Genomic DNA, 23,830 nt, shown 5'->3' with positions numbered 1-23,830 from the left:
ACCGCGCTATTGTACTAGGCTCGTGCGCAGCGGCCAGTGCCAAACGGCAATTTCCCCCTCCCCCTGCCAGCCCGCCAGAGGCTCTCCTGCCGGGAAGTGGCGGGCCGAGAGCACGGCGCGCCCCTCGTCGACGAAGCACTCGATGCTGGAGCTATCGAGCAGCACGCGCAAGACGCCGCCCAGCCAGGGGGCGCGGCGCCACTGCCACTCCCCCGAGCCCCAGTTGCGCCGCTCGAGCGCCACCTCACCCGGCTGCCAGTGCAGGCGCAGCCCCTCACCGATGGCGAGCACCCCGCGCCCGCTCGGCGCCAGATCGAGCCAGGCCGATCCGAGCGCCAGCACCGGGGCCCCGGTCACGGCCCCCTGATAGTGGCTCTCCTCCCCCTTGAGGGCCGCCAGCTCCGCCACCGGACGCTGGCACAACCACGCCTCCTGCCAGTAGAGCTCGCGCGGGCAGCTCATCTGATGCAGCCAGCCATGGGCGATGGTGGGCTGGCTCATCTCGTTCTCTTCGGGCAGCCCCAGCCAGCCAAACAAAAGACGCCGCCCCTGGCGGTCTATGGTGGTCTGCGGCGCATAGAACTCGAAACCTCGGTCCAGCTCATGGAAAGCCCCGTGGGCGAAGCGCTCGCCGTCGAAATCGCCGGCCAGCCAGCCGCATTGATAGAGGTTGCGATAATCCTCCCCTTGTGGGGCCACCCCCTGCGGGCAACTGATGAGCACGTGGCGAGCGCCCAGCGCAAACAGATCCGGGCACTCCCACATGTAGCCAAACGCCCCCAGCCCGCCGCGTCCGCTGCCGGCGATGGGGCCCACCAACTGCCACTCATGCAGTGAGGCGCCGCGATAGAGCAGCACCTCGCCGCGATCGTCCAGGGTACGGGCCCCCAGCACCATCAGCCACTGCTGGCCGTCGTGCCACACCTTGGGGTCGCGCACGTGGCCGCTGTACCCTGACGGCACATCGAGCACGGGCCCCAGCTTGTCGAAGCCGCCCCGACCGTCATCGCGGGCCAGGCACTGGAAGGCGGTGCGGCTGCCGTCCGGGTATTTGACGTTGCCGGTATAGATGAGGGTCAGGCGCCCCTGCTCGTCGCTCACCGCCGAGCCCGAGTAGCAGCCGCTCTGCTCGTAGGGCTCGACCGGCAGCAGGGCCGGCAGCTCGTGGCGCCAGTGCAATAGATCGGTCGAGCTGACGTGGCCCCACCCCTTGTTGCTGTGTTCGCAGCCGAGCGGGTTCCACTGGTAGAAGAGGTGGTAGCGCCCGCCGTGCTCGATGAAGCCGTTGGGATCATTGAGCAGCCCCACCGGGGCTGCCAGGTGCCAGCGGGGCCGATGGGGATCGGCCGCCGCCTCGAGCTGTCCGGCCAACAAGGCGCGAACCGTCTGTTTGAGCAAGTCGACTTCTTGCATCATTCCACCTTGTACTTGAGCAGGTAGGAGGCGGCGAAGGCGGCACCAAAGGCGATCACCATGCCGATGACGTAGTGGATGAGGCTCAGCGGCTGAACGATGGCCATGCCGGGAATGCCGGTCAGCCCCACCGCCGTCATCCCCACCTTGGCCGCCACCACGTAGGCGCCGCCGCAGGCCCCGCCGAGCAGGCCGGCCAGGAAGGGCTTGATGAAGCGCAGGTTGACCCCGAAGATGGCCGCCTCTGTGATGCCGAGCAGGCAGGACATGGCCGCCGGCACGGTGATCGCCTTGATCTTCACGTCACGGGTCTTGAAGTAGACCGCCAGACAAGCCCCCCCCTGCGCCACGTTGGCCATGGCCCAGATCGGCAGCAGGAAGTTGACCCCGATCTGCGCATTGGTGAGCAGCCCCGCCTCGATGGCGTGGAAGCTGTGATGGATGCCGGTGATGACGATGAGCGAATAAGTGCCGCCAAACACCAGTCCCGCCAGCCAGCCCGCCTGCTCATAGAGGGCGCTCAGGCCAAAGGAGATGCCATCCCCCAGCACCCGGCCGGCCGGGCCGATGAAGAGCAGCGCCACGAAGCCGGTGATGATGACGGTGAGAAAGGGGGTCACGATGAGATCGAGCGCATCGGGGATGCGCTTTCTCAGCTGCTTCTCCAGGTGCGACATGAACCAGACCGCCAAGAGCACTGGGAAGACGGTGCCTTGGTAGCCGATCATCGCCACGTCCAGCCCGAAGAAGTCCATGGTCTTGAAGCCGCCCGCCACGCCCCAGGCGTTGGTCAGGGCCGGGTGGGTGAGAATGCCGCCCAGGGTCGCCCCGAGGTAGGGGTTGCCGCCAAATTCCCGCGCCGCCGTAAAGCCGATGAGGATCGGCAGTATGATGAAGGCCGCCGAGCTGAACATGTCGAGCATGACGAACAGGGCGCTGTCCGGGTTGACCCAGCCATAGGTGCGCACCATGCCGAGCAGCCCCATCAGCAGGCCGGAGGCAACGATGGCCGGGATGATGGGCACGAAGATGTTGGAGAGGGTCCGCGCCAGGCGCTGGGCCACGTTGAGCTTGGCGCTGGCCATGTCGGTCAGCTCCGCCTTGCTGGCGGTGCCGGTACCGGTCAGGGCCACGAACTCGGCGTAGACCTTGTTGACCAGACCGGTGCCGAAGATCACCTGAATTTGGCCGGCGTTGCTAAAGCACCCCTTGACCCCTTCCAGCTTGTCGATGGCGGCCTTGTCGACCTTGCCGTCATCGGCCAGCACCAGCCGCAGCCGGGTGGCGCAGTGGGCGGCGCTGACGATGTTCTCTCTTCCCCCGAGCAGGGGGATCAGATCCGAGGCGATTGCATTTATATCCATATGTCTCTCCCGGCCCGCCCGCGGCGGGCCCTTGTGAACTGTTTTATCTGCTTCCCAGAAAAGTGGCCAGCGCCGCCCGATCCGGCAGGGCGGTCATCGCCCCCTTGGCGGTGGTGGCAAGCGCGCCGCAGCCGTGGGCCTGAGCCAGGATGGCGGGCAGCTCGTCCGGGCCGGGCAGCGTGGTGCGCTCGGCCAGGGCAGCCAGCAGGCCGGCCACGAAGGCATCCCCTGCGCCCGTGGTGTCGACCGGCGTCACCACAGGGCCGCGCCAGTGCAGCCGCTCTTGCCCAAGACGCGCCACCACCCCCTCTTTGCCGAGGGTGATGAGCACCAGGGCCGGCCCCTGCAAGGCGGCGAGCCCCGCCTCGAGCTCGGTTTCCCCGCTGAGCCAGGCCAGCTCCTCCCCTGAGAGCTTGACCACATCGGCCTCGCGCACGGCGCGCGCCACCTGAGGGTGCATCTCGCCCGGCTCGCCCCACACCTCGGGGCGCAGGTTGGGATCGAAGCAGACCCGGCCACCAGCGGCGCGTATGGCTGCCATCGCCTGCCAGGTGGCGCTGCGCACCGGCTCATTGGCAAGGGCGATGGAGCAGGTAAGCAGCCACTGCCCCGGCCCGAAGGTCGGCAGATCCGCCGCCGTGAGCCGCTGGTCGGCGCTCGGGCGCACCATGAAGGTGAAGCTGCGCTCCCCCTGCTCGTCGAGATCGACCAGCACGGTGGAGGTGCGGCCATCCGAGTCCAACATCAGGCGACTCACGTCGACCCCTTCCTGCACCAGGGTCGTGGCCAGGAAGCGGCCAAACGGATCGGCACCGACCCGGCCGATGAAGGCCGCGTCCCCGCCGAGGCGGGCCACCCCGACGGCCACATTGGCCGGCGCCCCGCCCGGACAGCGCAGGTAGCGCCCCTCCCCTTCCGGCAGCAGATCGACCACCGCATCACCCAGAACCCAGACTCGCTGCATCACAACCTCCACGTCGATGCCTCTTTGATGGGGCGCATTATCAGCTAAACCGTTTTAGCTAACCAGCGGATCCCGCCACCATTTCTGTGATCGGTCTAACAAATCAGAACCAGGTTTCCATCTGCACGCCGAAGTTCCATTCGCCACCGGCGTTGAAGTCACTCTGGCCGAAGGCGTCGCTGCCGGCGTAGTCATCCAGCTCGGACGACCAGTTCATCCAGCTGGCAAACACTCGCAGCTCGGGGCGCTCGAAGAAGCCGGCGGTGCGCGCCTTGAAGGTGGGCGCGAAGGTGAGCTTGGTGAAGTCCCCCTTAACCGCCTGGCGACCCTGATAGCCCTTGGGATCGAGATCCATGTACTGCCAGGTGGCCTCGTAGACCAGCTCCACATTCTGGCTCAGGATCTGCTCGACCCGGCCGTTGAGCGTGGCCCAGCGGTATTCGTCCCCCTTCACGTAGCGATCTTGGCTCTGCTCGGCCAACACGGCCGGGGCGAGACGCCAGTGGCTGCCGAGATCCGTGGTACCAAACAGGGCCAGGCGCACCGCATCGGCATCCGGCAGCAGCTCGCTCTCCGAGCCCAGCCCCTTGACCTGGGCACCGAGGCCGTGGCCGTAGAGCAGGGCCGCCTTGCTCATGCCGGGGCGCATCCCGAAGAAGCTGTCGGCGTGATAGGCCAGCAGGGTGTGTACCCCCTTGTCGGCGGCCGCGCTCCCCTTGCCGCTGTCGTTGATGCGCGCCTCGTTGTCCTTGGCCGACAAGCCGTTGATCATCCACTGCCAGTGACCAATGCGGTTGTTCATGGTGAGGATGTAGCTCTCGATGTCGGAGAGATCGCTGGCGCTGATGTCGCCGTAGTCGCGCCCGTAGAGGGAGAAGTTGGCCTTCCAGTTGTCGGCCAGCTGCACGTCGTAGACGCCGCCGCCGGTGCCGGCAAGGAACACCACGTCCGAGTCGAGCCAGTGGATGTCGAAGTTGTCCCGATCAAAGCGCTTACCGGCCCACAGCACTGAGTGCTGGAGCGGGCCGCTAAAGCTCGCCAAATCGCCGATTTCGGCAAACACCTGGCGGGTGTTGAGGCTAGAATCGCTGGCGGTCCAGTCGTTGCTGGTCTCTACCCCGTCGGCCAGCATCAGCTTGTAGCGGGCCCAGCTGCCATCCTCGAAGGTCTGGGTTTTCAGCAAGTTGGCCTCCATGTAGGTGTCATCCTCGTTGCCAAGGCGCCCCACTGCCCCGCCCACCGAGCCCGCCGGCGTCACGTAGGGGCCGCCGCGCCCGCCATTGCCGTTGCCATTGACCAAGAGGCCCGAGCGGGCATAGCCGTGGAACTCAAAGCCCTGGGCGCCGGCAGTCTGCTTGTCCACCTTCTCGCTCTGGGCCTTGGCCACCACGGCGGTCTCACGGGCTTCACTCGCCTTGCTCTCGGCCTTATCGGCCCGCACCTCTGCCGCGGCCGCACGTGCCTCGGCGGCCTGCACCCGCGCCTCCAGCGCCGCCAGACGCGCTTCAATGCCGCCGTCTGCCGCCCACAGGGCGCCGCTCATCAAGCCCAGCGTCACCGCCAGCATCACCTTGCTTTTTTGCATGTCACCATCCTCATCTGCGTGTCATTGTTATCAGGCGAGGCAAGAGTAGCTAAACCGGTTTTGTACCAGCAATAGGGGAGCTGAACCGTTTTAGCCGATCTGTGATCCGCTCAACATTCGGCCAGTAAGGGAAGTGGGAACTTGTGATCGCGATCCCTGCTAAGCGAGTACTCAACAGGGCTGAAAAAAAGAGAGCCGGCACTGGGGCCGGCTCTTTTCGGGGCTGATGGGATCAGCTGGTGAGGTCATCGAAGAAGCGTTTCACCCCTTCGAAGAAGCCCTCTGACTTAGGCTTGTGGGTCTTGGCAGCGGCGCCGCTGAACGACTCGTCGAGCTGACGCAGCAGCTCTTTTTGCTGCTCGGTGAGGTTGACCGGGGTCTCGACCACCACCTTGCACATCAGATCGCCCACCTGGCCGGAGCGCACCGATTTCACTCCCTTGCCCCGCATGCGGAACATCTTGCCGGTCTGGGTCTCGGGCGTCACCTTGAGCTTGACCCGGCCATCCAGGGTCGGCACCTCGATCTCGCCACCCAGTGCCGCAGCGGTGAAGCTGATCGGCACTTCGCAGTAGAGGTTGTTACCGTCACGCACGAAGATCTCGTGATCGCGCACGTGCACCTGGACGTAGAGATCGCCGTTCGGGGCGCCGGTCTCACCCGCTTCCCCCTCGCCGGAGAGGCGAATGCGATCGCCGGTGTCGACCCCGGCCGGGATCTTGACCGACAGGGTCTTGGTACGCTGGTAGCGCCCCTCGCCGTGGCACTTGCCACACGGGATGGAGATGATCTTGCCGCGCCCGTGGCAGTGGGGGCAGGGCTGCTGCACCGCGAAGAAGCCCTGGCGCATCTGCACCTGGCCGGAGCCGTGGCAGGTGGGGCAGGTCTTCACGTCGCTGCTGCTCTTGGCACCGGTGCCGTTGCACTGCTCGCAGTGGACGTGGGTCGGGATCTTGATCTCCTTGGAGACGCCGCGCACGGCCTCTTCCAAAGAGAGCTCCATGTTGTAACGCAGATCGGCACCGCGGGCCGGGCCGCGTCGGCCACCCCGGCCACCCCGGCCACCGCCGAAGATGTCGCCGAACACGTCACCGAAGATGTCGCCAAAGTCGGCACCGCCGCCAAAGCCACCCTGACCGCCGCCCATGTTGGGATCAACGCCGGCATGGCCGAACTGGTCATAGCGGGCCCGCTTCTCGGCGTCGGTCAGCACCTCGTAGGCCTCTTTGACCTCCTTGAACTTCTCCTCGGCGTCCGCGTCACCCTGGTTGCGATCCGGGTGGTACTTCATGGCCAGGCGCTTGTAGGCCTTCTTGATCTCGCGCTCATCGGCGCCCTTGGCCACACCAAGCACTTCGTAGAAATCGCGCTTCGACATACTTATCCTGTTGCTATATCAGCAGTTATGCAGACGGGCGTTGGTCACCCAACGCCCGTGAATTCATGGACTGTGCACTCATGGGCGCACCCTGCGGGCCGTTGCCGGCCCGCCCGGGACAATTACTTCTTGTCGTCCTTCACTTCTTCGAACTCGGCATCGACCACGTCGTCGTCCGCCTTGGCGGAGGATTGCTGCTGGCCGGCACCGGCCTCGGCACCTTGAGCCTGGGCTTGCTGCTGGGCGATCTCCATCAGCTTCTGGGAGACTTCCAGCAGGGCCTGCTGCTTGGCTTCGATGGCGGCCTTGTCGTCACCCTTGAGGGCAACTTCCAGCTCGCTCAGCGCGGCTTCGATCTTGGTCTTGTCATCGCTTGGCAGGGCGTCACCGGCTTCGGCTACCTGCTTGCGTACCGAGTGGACCAGACCATCAGCCTGGTTGCGAGCCTGTACCAGCTCTTCAAACTTCTTGTCCTCGGCCGCATTGGCTTCGGCTTCGCGGACCATGCGCTCGATCTCGTCATCGGACAGACCAGAGGAGGCCTGGATGGTGATCTTCTGCTCTTTGTTGGTCTCTTTGTCTTTCGCAGAGACGTGCAGGATACCGTTGGCATCGATGTCGAAGGTCACTTCGATCTGCGGCAGACCGCGCGGTGCCGGACGGATACCCTCCAGGTTGAACTGGCCCAGGGACTTGTTGTCGCTGGCACGCTTGCGCTCACCCTGCAGCACGTGAATGGTCACGGCAGACTGGTTGTCTTCGGCAGTGGAGAACACCTGGGACTTCTTGGTCGGGATGGTGGTGTTCTTCTCGATGAGCGCGGTCATCACGCTACCCATGGTTTCGATACCCAGCGAGAGCGGGGTCACGTCGAGCAGCAGCACGTCGGTCTTGTCGCCGGACAGTACGGCACCCTGGATGGCAGCACCCATGGCCACGGCTTCGTCCGGGTTGACGTCTTTACGCGGCTCTTTGCCAAAGAACTCGGCCACGGTCTTTTGAACCAGCGGCATACGGGTCTGACCCCCCACCAGGATCACGTCGTCGATCTCGCCAACCGCCAGACCGGAGTCTTTCAGGGCAACACGAACCGGCTCCAGAGAGTCTTTCACCATGTCTTCAACCAGGGCTTCCAGCTTGGCGCGGGTGACCTTGATGTTCATGTGCTTCGGACCGGTGGCGTCGGCAGTGATGTACGGCAGGTTAACGTCGGTCTGCTGGGCAGAGGAGAGCTCGATCTTGGCCTTCTCGGCGGCGTCCTTCAGACGCTGCAGCGCCAGCTGGTCGTTGCGAAGGTCAATGCCCTGCTCACGCTTGAACTCGTCTACCAAGTAGTTAATGACGCGGTTGTCGAAGTCTTCACCACCCAGGTGGGTGTTACCGTTGGTGGCCAGCACCTCGAAGGTGGTCTCGCCTTCTACTTCGTCGATCTCGATGATGGAGATATCGAAAGTACCGCCACCCAGGTCATAAACGGCAACCTTGCGCTCACCCTTGACCTTGTTCACGCCATAGGCAAACGCGGCCGCAGTCGGCTCGTTGATGATGCGCTTGACTTCCAGACCGGCGATACGACCGGCATCCTTGGTGGCCTGACGCTGGGCGTCGTTGAAGTAGGCCGGCACGGTGATAACGGCTTCGGTCACCGGCTCACCGAGGTAGTCTTCGGCGGTCTTCTTCATCTTTTTGAGCACTTCGGCAGAGATCTGCGGCGGAGCCATCTTCTTGCCCTTGACTTCAACCCAGGCGTCGCCGTTGTCGGCCTTGGCGATGGCATACGGCATGATCTTCAGGTCACGCTGCACCTCGTCGTCTTCAAAACGACGGCCAATCAGACGCTTGATGGCGAACAGGGTGTTTTTCGGGTTGGTAACGGCCTGACGCTTGGCAGGCTGGCCGACCAGGATTTCGCCATCATCGGCATAGGCAATGATGGACGGAGTAGTACGGTCACCCTCGGCGTTCTCGATCACGCGAGCGTGGTCACCATCGAGGATGGCCACGCAGGAGTTGGTAGTACCCAGGTCAATACCGATGATTTTACCCATTTGACGAATCTCCAAATGCTTTCAACTGGTGGGGAGGCGTCGCCTCCCTTTCTGAACGTTAACGGCTAGGTGGGGTTATCCCGATGGGCTTTCAAGAGCCCGGTGTTAAATTTTCCGGCTGCCCCGAACGCCCCTGCCGCAGGCTTGTTTCCTATATGGGGGCCCACTTGCCCCCTTCAAGGGTAAGGTCGAAAAAAATCAGCAAAAAGCCCGCCGAAAGGGCGGGCTGAACCGGCGGGGGCACTCAGTCAACCGACTTGGCCACCATGACCATGGCCGGACGAATGACACGACCGTTCAGATCGTAACCCTTCTGCATCACGGCGATGACGGTATTGGGGGCTACCTCGGCGTTCGGCACCATGCTCATGGCCTGATGGGCATTGGGATCAAACGGCTGGCCGGCCGGATCGATGGGGGTCAGGCCGAACTTGGCCACCGAGCTCACCATCGACTTCAGGGTCAACTCGACCCCTTCGATCATTGGTTTGAGAGCGTCGTTCTCCTTGTCGGCCAGCTCGATGGCACGTTCCAGGTTATCGAGTACCGGCAGCAGCTCGCTGGCAAACTTCTCCAACGCAAACTTGTGGGCCTTCTCGACATCCTGAGCGGCACGGCGACGCAGGTTCTCCATCTCGGCGACAGCGCGAACGGCACGATCACGCTCGTCGGCTGCGGCAGCGGTGGCAGCTTCGAGCTGGGCTTCCAGCTCGGCAATGCGTGCCTGCTCCTGAGTCAGCTCGCTGTCCACATCGGGCTGTTCGACGTGATCTTCCAGCCCTTCCATCTGCTCAACCTTCTGCTCTTCGTGGTTCATGACATCTCCAATAACAAGGTGACTTCTTTATGTGGGGGTATTATGGGGACGAAGCCCTGCCTTTCAAGTACTAAGGCCCCCTTTGCCACGATTGCAGCAGTAAAGCGTGACAAACGCGGTATACTCGGCCCCATCACAGGCGACATGCAAAACACACCATGGATTCTCCATTCAAGACCATAGGACTCATCGGCAAGCCTCATCATGAGGGGGCCAACCAGACGCTGCAGGGGCTGCATGACTACCTGACCCAGCGCGGTTTCAACGTGCTGGTCGAAACCCGAGTGGCCCAGGCACTCGGTGTCATTGAAGAGCAGCAGATCGTCGATCTGGTACAGCTTGGTGAACGCTCGGATCTGGCCATCGTGGTCGGCGGTGACGGCAACATGCTGGGCGCCGCCCGCGTGCTTTCACGCTTCGACGTGGCGGTGATCGGGGTGAACCGGGGCAACCTCGGCTTTCTCACCGATCTCTCACCGCAGGATTATTTGGTGCCGCTTGAGCAGGTGCTCTCGGGCCATTTCAAGAGCGAGCAACGCTTCTTGCTGGAAGCCTCTGTCTATCGCCACGGCGAGCGCAAGGCGAGCAACCTGGCCGTCAACGAGGCGGTACTCCATCCGGGTAAAATCGCCCACATGATCGAGTTTGAGGTCTACATCGACGGCAGCTTCATGTACAGCCAACGCTCCGATGGCCTCATCATCGCCACCCCGACGGGCTCCACCGCCTACTCGCTGTCGGCCGGCGGCGCCATCCTCACCCCCAAACTCAATGCCATCACGCTGGTGCCGATGTTTCCGCACACCCTGAGCAGTCGCCCCATCGTGCTCGACGCCGACAGCGAGGTGCGCCTGCTGGTCTCCCCCGACAATCAGGATGACGCCATGCTGGTGAGCTGCGACGGCCAGATCACCCTGGCGGTGCATCCCGGGGATGAGATCATCATCAAAAAGAGCCAACACAGGCTCAAGCTGGTGCATCCGCTCGATTACAGCTACTTTCACGTGCTGCGCAACAAGCTCGGCTGGGGTAGCAAGCTTTTCTAAGTGCAGCGAGAGCGCATCCCCTCGCTGGCGTGAGCCGCCACGAGGGGATAAACCGTCCCCTAAATGACCAGTGGAGAACCTGTCGGCACTTTACTGTATGTAAAACCAGTATATACTGGATGCATACACAGTAATGTTGGCCCATACAGGATGCGACCATGCTGGCACAGCTCACCGTCACCAACTTCGCCATCGTTAAATTCCTCGAACTCGACCTGCAAGCCGGGATGACTTGCATCACCGGTGAGACCGGTGCGGGTAAATCCATCGCCATCGACGCACTGGGCCTGTGCCTGGGTGAGCGGGCCGAAGCGGCCATGGTGCGCCCAGGCTGCGACAAGACCGAGGTCAGCGCCCGTTTTCTGCTCGCCGGTAACCCGGCCGCCCGGGGCTGGCTGACCGCCAACGAGCTCGAAGGGGATGAAAGCGAGGAGTGCATCGTGCGTAGGGTCGTCTCGGCCGAGGGGCGCTCGCGCAGCTATATCAACGGTGTGCCGGTGCCGCTGGCCCAACTGAAAAACCTGGGCCAGCTGCTGGTCAACGTACATGGCCAGCATGCCCATCAGTTGCTGCTGCGCGCAGATTACCAATTAGCCCTGCTCGACGCCTTTGCCGGCCATACCCTGCTGCTTTCGGAAGTTCGCGAACACTACCAACAGTGGCGCCAGCTGCAAAACGAGCTGGCCCGCCTGCGCGCCGAGCAGCTCGAACGGGAATCACGTCGGCAACTGATCGAGTATCAGGTGCAGGAGCTCGACGAGTTTGCCCTACAACCGGGTGAGTTCGAAGAGATTGAGGAGGAGCACCAGCGACTGGCCAACGGCACCGAGCTGCTGCAAGAGTGTGGCAGTTGCATCGATCTGCTCTATGAGAACGACGACACCACCATCGCCGGCCTGCTGCAACTGGCCATCGACAAGGCAGAGGCGCTGGCCGGCATGGATAGCCGCCTGGCCACCGTGCTGGAGATGCTCAATGAGGCGCAGATCCGGGTCGAGGAGAGCCATGGGGAGCTGCGCGGCTATCTCGATAGCCTGGAGCTCGACCCCGAACGTTTCACCGAGCTGGAAAACCGCCTGTCACGGGCCATCTCGCTGGCCCGCAAGCACCATGTCAAACCAGCCGAGCTGGCACTACATCATCAGTCGCTGACCGAAGAGCTGGCCCGCATCGGCTCGGACGAGGCGCGCCTTGAGGGGATGGAGAGCGAACTGAGCCAAGCTCGCGATGCCTTCCTGACCGCCGCCGAGGCACTCAGCCAGAGCCGGCGCCGCCACGCCGAGGCCCTGGCCAGCCGGGTCAGCGAGAGCATGCGTGAGCTGGCCATGCCACAGGGGCAGTTCGCGATCGACGTGGTCGCCGATCGCGGCCAGCACCTCTCACCGCTCGGTATCGATAGAGTCGAATTCCAGGTCACCACCAACCCGGGTCAACCACTGCAACCGCTCGGTAAGGTCGCCTCCGGCGGTGAGCTCTCTCGCATCAGCCTGGCACTGGTGGTGATCAGCGCCCGTCAGATGGCCACCCCCACCCTGATCTTCGACGAGGTGGACGTGGGGATCAGCGGTCCCACCGCCGCCGTGGTGGGGCGCCTCTTGCGCCAGCTCGGCGAATCGACCCAGGTGCTGGTCGTGACTCACCTGCCCCAGGTGGCTGGCAACGGGCACCAGCACATGGTGGTGAGTAAGCACACCGATGGCCATACCACAGAGACCCACATGCAACCTCTTGCTCAGGGGGATCGTCTGCATGAGCTGGCGCGCCTGCTCGGTGGCGATCACATCACCGATAACACTCTGGCCAATGCCCGCGAGTTGTTAGCCGGTTGAAACCACGACATCATGCAAGGCGTCTCATCACAACTTATTAAAAAATAAAGATTTCCTCTTCATCTCTCATTCATGATGGGATGTTATAGTGATGTAAAGTTGCAGTGCAACCATGTTGATGCTGCATTACCCATCGTGAGGGCTATACGAGCAGCAGGTAGATTGAACTGCTGGCTCTCATGCAGGTGAAGGAGGAAACGATGGCCACATCCAGAATCATTTTGTTGCTGGAAGGGAAGGAGTACGAGCAAGAGACCCTGACCCGAGCCAGCCACCTAGCGACCAAACTTGATGCCGAACTGGTATTGCTGCACCTCACGCACAGCAGCAAAGTGCGTCGCGATCGGATTGAACTGCCCGATGCCGAACGCAGCGCCCAGGCGATGTTAGAGGCCAAGGCCTTGATCAGTGAGTTGATAGCAACCCTGCCTCATCCGGTGCGTTATGAGTGCTTGGTCGTCGACAACGTGGTACGTGAGCTGAGGGGGTGGATCGCAGCCAACCCGGCCGATCTGCTGTTACTGGGCAGCCGGCATCACTGGATGGGGGGCTCTTTGGCCCGTTTGCTCATCTATAAGCTGCCGATTGATATCCAGATCTGCCACGAATCATACAGCGCCAATCTCCAGGCGGTGGGCTAGCACCAGCCCCTCGATGACGCATCATGAGCGGGGGCGGCACTGCTCTTCGCAGGCCACACTTTGGCCAAGCTCGGCCCGTTGTCATAACGGGCCGTGACGATCTATAGGGGCAAGCCCCTCTCACGCTTTACCCTTACTCTCCCCTGGCAACAGCGTCATCATCGATCTCCTCACGCGTGCAATCGAGCACACTGGTATCAAGATCGTCGCGATTGCGGGTCAGTAGCGGCGCCCGCCCTTCGCGATAAGGTCGCACATCGGAAAAGTCAGAGCCAAAGTAGTGCGCAAACTCGCGCCTGGCCTCATCAAGTGGCAGGGGAATAAAGAGCAGATGCACATCGAAAGTGGAGGCTGGAACGACGAAACCACTCACAGGTATATCGTGGAAATGCTCGTTAACCCGGTACCAAGCCAGCCCCTCCTCCACTTTCCACGGCCGGTAGTTTGCCAGCAGCGGGCTGGCCGGGGTGGCACTCGCCGGATCGAGATAGAGATCGTCAAACTCGCACTGCGCCATGCCCTGCCACATGCGCTCAAACGGGGATGAACAGCCCCCCAGAGCCAGCGCAGCCAACAACCACACACGTACTCCCTGCATCGTCACTCCTTGTCAAAAACCTGCAGTCGCTCCAGCAGCTTAAGGCCAGACTGCCGCTCTAACAGTACGGTGGCATTGGGGCCAATCTACCCAATCTATGGCAATCCAGCACCGTCATGCCGACAGTGTACTCGCGCCTTGATGCTGACCCAACAATTCAGCCCCACCACTCAGAGTAAGTTGTAGCCACCCAGTGATGGCGCTGGGATCGTGTAGCGGTGCAACGCCCCCACTTTGGAGCCTTGTAGCAGATCATGAAGATATCGAGCAGCCCGGCGCCACAGCTCGGCTGCCGGGTGATGACGAGACGAACGCATTCGATCTCCCTCCCCATCCGAGCCTAGCCCAAGTGGGATATATCAAACCCGCATTGGGTGATCCTCACATCGACACCTAGCCCAGACTTGGGCCAAAGGAGCGATGGGCCCCCGACGCCACCACCTGCGCCCAGCTACCTGAGGCGGCGCAACCTCATCGGCGTGATACGGGCAATGGGGGCATCATGGCCGGGATCGCAACCGACGGGGAGCACCATGGACGCACCATGTATCGTATGGAAAACGCAAGCCCAATTCAGATCCCATTGGCAACCTGCTCACCGCTTGTCGCGCCGACGTGCAGATAAAGATAGGGGCCGCGCTTTCGCAACGGCCCCCACCCCCCACTCGTGGTGGTGCTATCAGATCAGCTTGCGGGCGGCGCCCAGCACTATCTTGATGGCATCAGATTCGGTCTTCGCCATGGTTTCGGCGTTCGGGATCTCTTGTTGGGTACGGTTGACGATGACACCGGCCACCATGCCGGCACGCAACCCCTGGCTGGCACACATGGTCAGCAGGGTGGCAGACTCCATCTCGAAGTTCAGCACGCCCATGGACTGCCACTCCTTCATGGAGCCTTGGAAGCGCTGCACCACGCGACCGGAAAAAGTGTCATAACGCTCCTGCCCCGGGTAGAAGGTGTCAGAAGAGGCGGTCACCCCCACGTGCAGCGTGGAGCCCAGCTCCTTGGCAGTGTTAACCAGCGCCGTGGTGCACTCGAAATCGGCCACGGCGGGGAACTCCATCGGCGCAAAGTGCAGGCTGGCCCCATCGAGGCGCACCGAGCCGGTGGTCACGATCACATCGCCCACATTCAGGTGCGGCTGGATGGCGCCGGTGGTGCCGATGCGCAGGAAAGTGCGGATACCCAGCTGAGCCAGCTCTTCCACGGCGATCGAGGTGGAGGGGCCACCGATACCGGTGGAGCAGACGATCACCGCCTTGCCATCCATCTCACCGCGCCAGGTGGTGAACTCACGATGGCTGGCCAGCAGAACAGGGTTGTCCATCAGTTCGGCGATGCGCTTCACGCGCTCGGGGTCGCCCGGAACGATGGCCAGGGTGGCACCTTGCAGATCCGCTTTCTTCAAGCCCAAGTGAAATACATCAGACATAACGAACTCCTGAGTCGCTCCCGGCTGAGCGGGCACCAACTGATTTAAAGTATTTTCAAGTTGCGTTCCCCTGAGTGCGGGGAGCGCCAACTATGGGCGATCGCCTCCTCGATTTCCATGAGTTTTCTCACATTTTCCCTCTCGAAAATGGGGGTGAAATGAGGCGAAACGTTTTACAAGTCGATGAATTTATTGATAAACGTTTTTCGATATTTGCGGTATGCTACCGGGCACTCACCCGGCCCCAAGGTCGGGGGAGCAGGACGCTTTCCACGTCGGTCAGAGCCAGAAAATAGCGCCGAGATACACCTCACCGTTTCCTCGCGGACACGACCCGACAGAGTGGCATGGAGCCATCCATACACCACGAATCGGGAGTCATCTCATGAGTGCATTCACCTTCTACATCCCCACCATCAACCTGATGGGCGCCGGCTGCCTGTCTGACGCCGCCGACGAGATCGCCCGCCGTGGCCACCACAAAGCGCTGATCGTGACCGATCACATCCTCAACCGCCTCGGGGTCGTGGCCAAGGTCACCACTCTGCTGGCCGAGCGCGGCGTCACCGCCATCGTCTTCGACGAGACCAAGCCCAACCCGACCGTTGATAACGTCAACGCCGGTCTGGCCCGCCTCCAGCAAGAGGCGTGTGATTGTGTCATCTCCCTCGGTGGCGGCTCACCCCACGACTGCGCCAAGGGGATCGCCCTGCTGGCGGCCAACGGGGGCAGCATCAAGGATTACGAAGGGGTGGATCGCTCTGCCAAGCCGCAGCTGCCGCTCATCGCCATCAACACCACGGCCGGCACCGCCTCCGAGATGACCCGTTTTTGCATCATCACCGACGAATCCCGTCACGTGAAAATGGCCATCGTCGACAAGCACGTTACCCCGCTGATGTCGGTCAACGACCCCGAGCTGATGCTGGCCAAGCCGGCTGGCCTGACCGCTGCCACCGGCATGGATGCCCTCACCCACGCCATCGAGGCCTACGTCTCCAGCGCTGCCACCCCGATCACCGATGCCAGCGCCATCATGGCGATCCAGCTGATCGCCAAGCACCTGCGCACCGCCGTACAGCAGGGGGACAATATCGAGGCACGCGAGCAGATGGCCTATGCCCAATTCCTCGCCGGTATGGCCTTCAACAGCGCGGGCCTGGGTTATGTGCATGCCATGGCGCACCAGCTTGGCGGCTTCTATGACCTGCCACACGGGGTGTGCAACGCCGTGCTGTTGCCCTATGTGCAGAGCTTCAACGCCCGGGTTTGTGCCGCTCGTCTCAAGGAGGTGGCCAGTTTCATGGGGGTTGATGTCAGCGCCATGGATGACGCCCAAGGGGCAGCTGCGGCCATCGCGGCTATCCAGACCCTGTCCCGTGACGTGCAGATCCCGGCCGGTCTAGAGCAGCTGGGCGTCAAGGTCGATGACTTCGACCGACTGACGGAGAATGCCCTCAAGGATGCCTGCGGGCTGACCAACCCGGTGCAGGCCAACCATGCCGAAATCCGTGCCATCTTCCAGGCGGCCATGTAACAACGAGGTACGGGGCGACAGGGTCGCCCCGTTTCGTATGCAGCTCGCTTTTTACTTCCGGCATGGCTGCCGGTATGATGTGCCGAGCTGAAAATGACGGTATGGATGATCTGAACTCGTTATGCGGATGAAACCCTTGATTGCCGCGGCCCTGACCGCGCTCACCCTTTCTGGTTGCGGCCTGGTCTATCGCATCGATATTCCCCAGGGCAACTATGTGGAACAAAAGCAGGTGGACAAGCTGCGCCAGGGAATGACCCGCGAGCAGGTCGCCTACGTGATGGGCTCGCCCATGCTGCAAGATGCCTTTGACCCCGATACCTGGTACTACCTCTATGAGTTCCAGCCGGGTCGAGGCGACAAGGAGCGCAAGGAGCTGACCATGAAGTTTGTCGGCGATCGCCTGGCTACCGTCAGCGGCGACTTTCCTCTGCCCGCCGCCTTCAACACCCCGCTCTGACAAGAACCGGCCACAGGCCGGTTTTTTCATGGAGACATGACACCATGTCACACATCCTGATTGGCGGTGCCACCGGCTTGGTGGGCCGCGTCTTGGTGCAGCAGCTGGCGCCTAATAATGATCTCTGGCTTCCCTGCCGCCGCGCCGGCACCGCCCGAAATGGCCACCACTGGTTGGTGACCGATTTTGCCCACCTGACCGACCTGAATCTGCCCGTTCCTATCGATACCGCCTTCTGTGCGCTGGGCACCACCCGGCGTGAGGCCGGCTCGGCCGAGGCCTTTCGCCGAGTCGATCTCGACTATGTGCTGAGTTTTGCCGAACTGGCGCGCCGCCATGGCTGTCGACGCCTGGTGGTGATCTCCAGCCTGGGAGCCAACCCACACTCGCTCTTTCTCTACCCCCGCACGAAAGGGGAGATGGAGCAAGCGCTTCTGGCACAGACATGGGAGCGACTCGCCATCGTCCGCCCCGCCATGCTGCTGGGTCAACGCCAACCTCCGAGGCGCTCAGAGCAGATCACTCAGCGTCTCTACCCGCTGTTGGCTCCCCTGTTGCGTGGCCCGCTCACCCGTTGGCGTGCGATTGAGGCAACGCAAGTGGCCCACGCCATGGTGCAATTGGCTGTCGGAGTCGGTAACGACATCGTTGAGAACGAGCGCTTGCTTGTACTCTAGCCAACGGCTTGACCCCCTTTATCCGATACCACGCTCATGAATACATGGAGCTCAAACAATAACTGAGCTCCATACAATGAAAAGAGGGCGAGTTAGTCAACATTATCCCTGGGTAGTACCATCACTTGCGAGCAAGGTAACGGCATATAGTTCAATTCGCTGATAGTAGGTACATTTGAAAGGGTTAATCTCCATAGAAATACTGAAACAGCATCTATTTCCAACCGACCTGAAGTGCCATCAATGCGTGAAGCCATGGCTATCATACTCAGAGAATTAATCAAAAAAATATCACCAATAATAAAAAAGTGGTGATTTTATCCTTACACCTATAGAACAAAGCGAAATATCCACACAGAAAAAGCGCCCACTACGCCCTTCCAATAGCACCGCTATCACTAAATCTACGCCACCAGAGTGCAAAAAATAATAAAAACATCCCACACTTGCTGTCTAGGAAGCTTTCGAGTCTTATATTAGACGTCGGTATAGAACAAAAAATTATATGAGGTGTGGTGGCAGCTGTTTAGGAATAGAACTATTAATAAAAAGCCCCCCGATTCAATAAAATATTAATGGGCAATGATAACTTGTTCGCCAAATATTTTGGCTCGGGATAACCCCCCCTTCAAAGATTGAGTTCTAGTCTCTCACGAGGAGGCACTGTTATGCCTTTACCAAAACAATCCTGTTAGCCCAGGATAGCCTCATTTACATCAGAAAATATCTTTTCATGCAAAGGAGAATACCTATGAGCAGGATGCTTTATTTTCTCGCATCTATTCTGATGGCTACCCTTCTATCAGCCTGTGGTGGCGGTGGAGGGGGTGATGATAGCAATGGCGGCACACCTCCCAGCACTCGTACCCTGACCAAGGTGCAAATCTCTAGTTCCAGCAGTACCGACGCTCGTCGGGATCAAACAAACCCAAACCTGCCTCTTGGCCTCCAGGCCCAGTACAAGGCCGTGGCTATCTACAGCGATGACACCCAGGAAGATGTCAGCACTCAAGTCAGTTGGCATATCTCTAACGGCAAGCTGGCCAATATAGACAAGCAAGGCGTCATCAAAGCCATGCTAAAGGGGGTCGTCACGATTACGGCCACCTACCAAGGCCTGACGAGTAACACCTCCACCCTGACCATCACTGACGCCGTCGTCAGTAAAGTTCAAGTGATCCCTCCTGCCGAGCGGTTGGCCAAAGGATTAACCCTGCAACTGAAAGCGATAGCAACCATGAGTGATGGCACTACGCAGGAGATAACAGGCCAATCCAGCTGGAGCAGCAACAAGCCAGATATTTTATCGGTGGATGCGAAGAAGGGATTAGCCACAGGGCTCGCCATTGGACAGGCCACAATAACCGCAGCGGCCCAGGGCAAGAAGGGTGAGGCAACGATCACCGTGTCCGAGCTTGGAATATCACGTATCCAGATCCTTTCCTCTACCGCAACGCTGGCCAAGGGTACCTCCGTCAAGATGAAGGCAGTGGCCATTTTGGAGGACAACAGCACTGTCGATATCAGCACTCAAGCCAGCTGGAGCAGCAGTGACAGCACGGTGGCCACGGTCGATACCAGCGGCACAGTCAAAGGGATCGCCGCCGGCAAAGCCACCATCAATGCGGCGCTAAAAGGCGTGAAGGCAAGCACCTCACTCACCATCAGCAATGCCACCGTTGCCAAACTACACATCATCCCGACCAGCGCCACGCTGGCGATCGGAACCCGTACCAGCTTTAAGGCGATTGCGACCCTCTCGGACAACACCACTCAAGATGTCACGACCCAGGTCAACTGGAGCAGCAGTGACGAGCAGGTGCTCACCATCAATGCCCAAGGCGTCGCAACGGCCGTCGCACGAGGCAATGCGCTTATTCGGGCCGCCATACAGGGCATCAGTCATGAAGTCGCCATTGAGGTCAGTAATGCCGTGCCGACGACGCTGCAAATTCAGCCGTCCAATGCCACGCTGGCTCCTGGGCTCAAACTTCCCTTTACTGCCCAAGCCACCTTCAGCGATGGTTCCACGCAGGATGTGACCTCGTTGGTCGATTGGGACAGCGACGACATCAGCCTGCTCACCATCGATCTTGACGGGCTGGCAACGGCGGTAAAACCGGGAAATGTGACGGTGAGTGCAAGCTGGCAGGGTCTGCTGAGTAACCTCAGCCACGTCACTGTGAGTAATGCAAGCGTGCAGTCTATCCAGGTGATACCCGCGACCACCTCTCTGGCCTTGGGGACTCAGGTCCACTTCACCGCCATCGCAACCCTTTCCGATGGCAGTACCGTGGACATCACCAACCAGGCGGCTTGGAGCACCAGTAATGCAGCCATCGTCACCATAGACGCATCCGGGCTGGCCACTGCGATTGCCAAGGGCAGCGCCACGCTCAGCGCGACCTTGCAAGGTGTAACCCATAGTGCCAGCGTCACCATCACCGATGCCACCGTAGCCAGCCTGCATGTCATCCCGCCCTCGGCCACGCTGGCACTCGGCACCAAGTTACAACTGCAAGCCATCGCCACCTTCAGTGACGGCACCACTCAGGAGATGTCCAGCCAAGTAGCCTGGCTGAGCGACAATCCCTCGGTACTGGTTGTCAGCCTTCAAGGGGAGGTCAGTGCCGTCGATGTCGGCAGTGCCCATGTCTCAGCCCACATAGCGGGTGTCAGCAGCGCCCCCGTCGCCATCACCGTCACGGATGCCGCCCTCTCCACCATCCAGATAAGCCCCCCCACCTTGAATCTTGCCATGGGAACCCAGGCCAAACTGACCGCCACGGCGGCCTTCTCCGACGGCAGCGTCCAGGACGTGAGCGGCCAGGTCTCCTGGAGCAGCAGTGATCCCTCGGTGGCGAGCGTCTCCAGCCAAGGGCTGGTCACGGCCCAGACCAAGGGGGACGTCACCATCAGCGCCTTCCTGCAAGGGGTCACCCAGACCGCCACCCTCTCGGTGAGTGACGCTGTGGTCGCCGCTATCCAGGTCATTCCGCCCACCGCAACCCTTGCCAAGGGAACCAAGCTACAACTGCAAGCGGTCGCCACCTTTAGCGATGGCTCCACGCAGGATGTCAGCGGCCAAGCCAGCTGGCTGACCAGTGCTCCCACACTGCTGACCATCTCGACAAGTGGTGAGGCGACTGCACTGGCCAAGGGCAGTGCCAATGTGACGGCCAGCCTCGGCGGCGTCACCAGCAATCAGGCCGCACTGACTATCACGGATGCCACCCTGGTATCGCTACAAGCTATCCCTCCGAGCGCAAACCTGGCCCTTGGCACCAAGGTGCAACTGCAAGCCATCGCCACCTTCAGTGACGGCTCAACGCAAGACGTCACCCATCAGGTGAACTGGCTCAGCAGCGCTCCTGGGGTTATCGCGGTTAGCCTGACCGGCGAGGCAAACTCGGTGGCTCAAGGTAATGCCACCGTCACCGCCCACAGTGGCAGCATCGACAGCAACCCGGTCACACTGACGGTGACGAGTGCTACCGTACAGAGCCTGCAAGTGATCCCGGCCACGCTGAATCTGGCCATGGGAACACAGACCAAGATGAGCGCACTGGCGACCCTCTCGGATGGCAGTGTGCAAGATGTCAGCGGCCAGGTGTCCTGGAGCAGTAGCGATCCTGCCGTGGCTACCGTGACCTCGCAGGGCATGGTCAGTGCCATCGCCAAGGGCAGTGTCACCATCGGAGCCAACCTGCAAGGCATCAGCCAAAGTGCCAGTCTCACCGTTACCGATGCGGTCGTGAGCAGCATCCAGGTGATCCCGCCCACCCCTTCACTGGCGGCAGGCACCAAGCTGCAGTTCCAGGCGCTGGCGAGCTTCAGCGATGGAACCACCCAGGATGTGAGTGGCAAGGCGAGCTGGATCAGCAGCGCCCTTGATGTGCTGGCACTCAATCTGAGCGGTGAAGCGACCGGCCTCAAGGCTGGCAACGCGACCGTCACCGCCACCCTCGGAGGGGTCACCAGTAACGGAGCGAGCGTCACCGTGACCAATGCCGTGGTCAGCACGGTGCACATCAGCCTCAGCGGTGCTAGCACCCTGGCGAAGGGGACATCGGTGCAGTTCAGCGCACAAGCGACCTTAAGTGATGGCACCACGCAAGATGTGAGCAATCAGGTCTCCTGGCTGAGCAGCGACACGAGTCGTGTCACCATCGACACGAGCGGGAAGGCAACCGCCGTGGCACTGGGCAGCAGCAACATCAGCGCCAAGATCAATGGTGTTGAGAGTGCGCCGCTCGCCCTCACGGTGACAAATGCCACCCTGGATCAGCTGCAAGTCATCCCTGCGACCATCACCCTTGCCAAGGGAACCAGTCAGCAACTGACCGCCATGGCGACATTCAGTGATGGCTCAACCCAAAATCTCACCGCTCAGGTGAGCTGGGGAGTGACTCCGGGCAACATCGCCACCGTATCGGGAAGCGGACAGCTCACCGCCGTCGCAACGGGCAGTGCCACCGTCGTTGCCACTCAGGGAGGGGTCAGCAGTAATGCGGCGCAGGTGACGGTCACCGCAGCGACCGTCAGCAGCATCGAGATTGGGGCGTCTTCCACGTCGCTGGCGGCAGGCAGTAAAACCCAGCTCAGTGCCAAGGCCACGCTCTCCGATGGCAGCGTGCAGGATGTCAGCAGCCAGGTCTCCTGGAGCAGTTCCGACGCGAACGTCGCCACCGTGAATGCCAGTGGTCAGGTCACCGCCGTCAATCCGGGTTCGGCGACCATTCATGCCCAGCTCAACGGTGTGACGCAGGATCTGGCCATCACGGTGACACCGGCGACCGTGGCCAGCATCGATCTCAAGGCCACCGACAGCACGCTGGCTCTCGGTCTGAGCACCCAGTTGCAAGCGCTGGCGACCTACAGCGACGGCAACGTCGTCGATGTCACCAATCAGGTAAACTGGGGCAGCAGTGACACCGGCGTGCTGGGTGTCGACGCTAACGGTAAGGTCACTGCCCTTGGCGTTGGTAATGCCACCGTAAGCGGGCAGTTGGGGGGTGTTAGCCAGAATATCGGCCTTAGCGTCACCAATGCGGTGATCACCGGCATCAGCATTACGCCGATCGCTCCACTGGCCAAGGGAACCCAGGGGCAACTCAAGGCTATCGCCACCCTGAGCGACCTGACTCAGATGGATGTATCGGCGCTGGCCAGTTGGAGCAGTAACAACACGGGCGTCGCCACGGTCGATCTTGATGGCACCGTCAGTGGCGTGAACGTGGGCTCCGCGACCATCCGCGCCAGCTTGGGCGGGCAAAGCGCCACCACGGCGGTGTCCGTCACGGCAGCCACGCTCTCGAGCCTGACCCTGTCCGCCACCGAGTCGCTCAATGTGCTGACCCTGGCCCGCACACTGACCTTTACCGTGATGGCCACCTACTCGGATGGCAGCCAGCAGAATGTCACCAGCTCGGCCAGCATCCGCAACAATGGCTCGCTGATCACGCTGGGGCTAGGGAACACTTACGTTCTGGTGAACCTGCTAACCGACAGCACCTTCCAGGCCAGCCTCAATGGGGTGAACAGTAATACCCTGATCTATAAAGGCCTGTTATAAGCAAATGCCTTATGCAAAGAGCCGCCCGAAGGCGGCTCTTTTATTTGGGCATGACAATTCGAACATATAAGACAGAGGGGCATGATGCCCCTCTTGTTCGCCTGCATGATTACACTCGGAAACGGTGAACCATCTCATGCAGCTGGCTGGATAGTTGGGTCAGCTCGTTGCAAGCCTGAGCCATTTGATCTGCACCGGTCGCCACCTCTTCCGAGGCTTTGCTGATGTTGACCATGTTGCGGTTCAGCTCTTCGGTCACGGCATTTTGCTGCTCAGTGGCGGTTGCAATCTGGGTGCTCATCTCGGAGATGCAGTTGACCGCCCCGTTGATTTCACCAATGGCATGACCTGCCTGGCGGGCACTCGCCACCGTCTCTCTGATGATGCCTTGGCCCTGCGACATAGTGACACCGGCCTGATCGGCCCGCTGGCGCAGCTCAGAGATGTCAATCAGCATCGAAAA

Annotated in this window: 16 protein-coding genes and 1 pseudogene; 7 read left to right on the top strand and 10 right to left on the bottom strand. The window is 61.3% G+C overall.

Features of this window, described 5'->3' with window-relative positions; all coding sequences use genetic code 11:
• Positions 1–6: 6 nt before the first annotated feature.
• The 7 genes from BN1134_RS10810 to grpE all read right to left on the bottom strand — a co-directional run bounded on the left by BN1134_RS10810 (position 7) and on the right by grpE (position 9,569).
• Positions 7–1,413, bottom strand: a complete 1,407-nt coding sequence (locus tag BN1134_RS10810; protein ID WP_042047190.1) for a glycoside hydrolase family 32 protein — start codon at positions 1,411–1,413, stop codon at positions 7–9.
• A complete protein-coding gene (locus tag BN1134_RS10805) occupies positions 1,413–2,777 on the bottom strand; it encodes a sucrose-specific PTS transporter subunit IIBC (protein ID WP_042047189.1) in 1,365 nt (454 codons plus the stop codon). The genes BN1134_RS10810 and BN1134_RS10805 overlap by 1 nt, the downstream gene beginning before the upstream one ends.
• A gap of 43 nt (positions 2,778–2,820) precedes the next feature.
• Complete coding sequence (locus tag BN1134_RS10800) at positions 2,821–3,741, bottom strand: aminoimidazole riboside kinase (RefSeq protein ID WP_084214782.1); 921 nt, start codon at positions 3,739–3,741, stop codon at positions 2,821–2,823.
• 103 nt (positions 3,742–3,844) lie between these two features.
• Positions 3,845–5,326, bottom strand: a complete 1,482-nt coding sequence (locus tag BN1134_RS10795) for a carbohydrate porin (protein ID WP_042047188.1) — start codon at positions 5,324–5,326, stop codon at positions 3,845–3,847.
• A gap of 232 nt (positions 5,327–5,558) precedes the next feature.
• Complete coding sequence (dnaJ, locus tag BN1134_RS10790; RefSeq protein WP_042047187.1) at positions 5,559–6,704, bottom strand: molecular chaperone DnaJ; 1,146 nt, start codon at positions 6,702–6,704, stop codon at positions 5,559–5,561.
• A gap of 122 nt (positions 6,705–6,826) precedes the next feature.
• Positions 6,827–8,752, bottom strand: coding sequence for a molecular chaperone DnaK (gene dnaK, locus BN1134_RS10785; protein WP_042047186.1), 1,926 nt, complete (start codon positions 8,750–8,752; stop codon positions 6,827–6,829).
• Between the two features lie 244 nt (positions 8,753–8,996).
• Positions 8,997–9,569, bottom strand: coding sequence for a nucleotide exchange factor GrpE (gene grpE, locus BN1134_RS10780; RefSeq protein WP_042047185.1), 573 nt, complete (start codon positions 9,567–9,569; stop codon positions 8,997–8,999).
• A gap of 158 nt (positions 9,570–9,727) precedes the next feature.
• On the opposite strand from grpE, the gene nadK reads away from it, so the two are divergent.
• From nadK to BN1134_RS10765, 3 genes are all read left to right on the top strand, one after another.
• Positions 9,728–10,615, top strand: coding sequence for an NAD(+) kinase (gene nadK, locus BN1134_RS10775; protein ID WP_042047184.1), 888 nt, complete (start codon positions 9,728–9,730; stop codon positions 10,613–10,615).
• Between the two features lie 158 nt (positions 10,616–10,773).
• Entirely contained in the window at positions 10,774–12,444 is a 1,671-nt protein-coding gene (gene recN / locus BN1134_RS10770; RefSeq protein ID WP_042047183.1) for a DNA repair protein RecN, read from the top strand.
• 200 nt (positions 12,445–12,644) lie between these two features.
• Positions 12,645–13,085 (top strand): universal stress protein, encoded by a 441-nt coding sequence (locus BN1134_RS10765; protein WP_042047182.1) that lies wholly within the window; start codon positions 12,645–12,647, stop codon positions 13,083–13,085.
• Between the two features lie 133 nt (positions 13,086–13,218).
• On the opposite strand, the gene BN1134_RS10760 is transcribed toward BN1134_RS10765, so the two are convergent.
• Entirely contained in the window at positions 13,219–13,683 is a 465-nt protein-coding gene (locus BN1134_RS10760; protein WP_042047181.1) for a hypothetical protein, read from the bottom strand.
• Positions 13,684–14,362: 679 nt separating this feature from the next.
• Entirely contained in the window at positions 14,363–15,118 is a 756-nt protein-coding gene (gene udp, locus BN1134_RS10755) for a uridine phosphorylase (RefSeq protein ID WP_042047180.1), read from the bottom strand.
• A 385-nt stretch (positions 15,119–15,503) separates the two neighbouring features.
• Here udp and yiaY point away from each other — a divergent pair, with 385 nt between their 5' ends.
• From yiaY to BN1134_RS18895, 4 genes are all read left to right on the top strand, one after another.
• Positions 15,504–16,655, top strand: coding sequence for an L-threonine dehydrogenase (gene yiaY, locus BN1134_RS10750; protein WP_042047179.1), 1,152 nt, complete (start codon positions 15,504–15,506; stop codon positions 16,653–16,655).
• Between the two features lie 121 nt (positions 16,656–16,776).
• Positions 16,777–17,115, top strand: a complete 339-nt coding sequence (locus tag BN1134_RS10745) for an outer membrane protein assembly factor BamE (protein ID WP_042047178.1) — start codon at positions 16,777–16,779, stop codon at positions 17,113–17,115.
• Positions 17,116–17,159: 44 nt separating this feature from the next.
• A complete protein-coding gene (locus BN1134_RS10740; RefSeq protein WP_042047177.1) occupies positions 17,160–17,792 on the top strand; it encodes an NAD-dependent epimerase/dehydratase family protein in 633 nt (210 codons plus the stop codon).
• Positions 17,793–18,759: 967 nt separating this feature from the next.
• Positions 18,760–23,367, top strand: a complete 4,608-nt coding sequence (locus tag BN1134_RS18895) for a beta strand repeat-containing protein (protein ID WP_198133169.1) — start codon at positions 18,760–18,762, stop codon at positions 23,365–23,367.
• 109 nt (positions 23,368–23,476) lie between these two features.
• On the opposite strand, the pseudogene BN1134_RS10715 reads toward BN1134_RS18895, so the two are convergent.
• A pseudogene (locus BN1134_RS10715) lies at positions 23,477–23,830 on the bottom strand (methyl-accepting chemotaxis protein); the annotation flags it as partial.

Origin of the sequence: Aeromonas simiae (assembly GCF_000820125.1) — a bacterium.
Lineage (GTDB): Bacteria > Pseudomonadota > Gammaproteobacteria > Enterobacterales > Aeromonadaceae > Aeromonas > Aeromonas simiae.
Note: the sequence above shows the minus strand (reverse complement) of the source record. Positions and strands in the feature narration are given on the sequence as shown.

Bases quoted from the DNA above. Each gene is read 5' to 3' on its own strand.
- BN1134_RS10810 (WP_042047190.1), bottom strand. From the start codon at position 1,413: ATGCAAGAAGTCGACTTGCTCAAACAGACGGTTCGCGCCTTGTTGGCC.
- BN1134_RS10805 (WP_042047189.1), bottom strand. From the start codon at position 2,777: ATGGATATAAATGCAATCGCCTCGGATCTGATCCCCCTGCTCGGGGGA.
- BN1134_RS10800 (WP_084214782.1), bottom strand. From the start codon at position 3,741: ATGCAGCGAGTCTGGGTTCTGGGTGATGCGGTGGTCGATCTGCTGCCG.
- BN1134_RS10795 (WP_042047188.1), bottom strand. From the start codon at position 5,326: ATGCAAAAAAGCAAGGTGATGCTGGCGGTGACGCTGGGCTTGATGAGC.
- dnaJ (WP_042047187.1), bottom strand. From the start codon at position 6,704: ATGTCGAAGCGCGATTTCTACGAAGTGCTTGGTGTGGCCAAGGGCGCC.
- dnaK (WP_042047186.1), bottom strand. From the start codon at position 8,752: ATGGGTAAAATCATCGGTATTGACCTGGGTACTACCAACTCCTGCGTG.
- grpE (WP_042047185.1), bottom strand. From the start codon at position 9,569: ATGAACCACGAAGAGCAGAAGGTTGAGCAGATGGAAGGGCTGGAAGAT.
- nadK (WP_042047184.1), top strand. From the start codon at position 9,728: ATGGATTCTCCATTCAAGACCATAGGACTCATCGGCAAGCCTCATCAT.
- recN (WP_042047183.1), top strand. From the start codon at position 10,774: ATGCTGGCACAGCTCACCGTCACCAACTTCGCCATCGTTAAATTCCTC.
- BN1134_RS10765 (WP_042047182.1), top strand. From the start codon at position 12,645: ATGGCCACATCCAGAATCATTTTGTTGCTGGAAGGGAAGGAGTACGAG.
- BN1134_RS10760 (WP_042047181.1), bottom strand. From the start codon at position 13,683: ATGCAGGGAGTACGTGTGTGGTTGTTGGCTGCGCTGGCTCTGGGGGGC.
- udp (WP_042047180.1), bottom strand. From the start codon at position 15,118: ATGTCTGATGTATTTCACTTGGGCTTGAAGAAAGCGGATCTGCAAGGT.
- yiaY (WP_042047179.1), top strand. From the start codon at position 15,504: ATGAGTGCATTCACCTTCTACATCCCCACCATCAACCTGATGGGCGCC.
- BN1134_RS10745 (WP_042047178.1), top strand. From the start codon at position 16,777: ATGCGGATGAAACCCTTGATTGCCGCGGCCCTGACCGCGCTCACCCTT.
- BN1134_RS10740 (WP_042047177.1), top strand. From the start codon at position 17,160: ATGTCACACATCCTGATTGGCGGTGCCACCGGCTTGGTGGGCCGCGTC.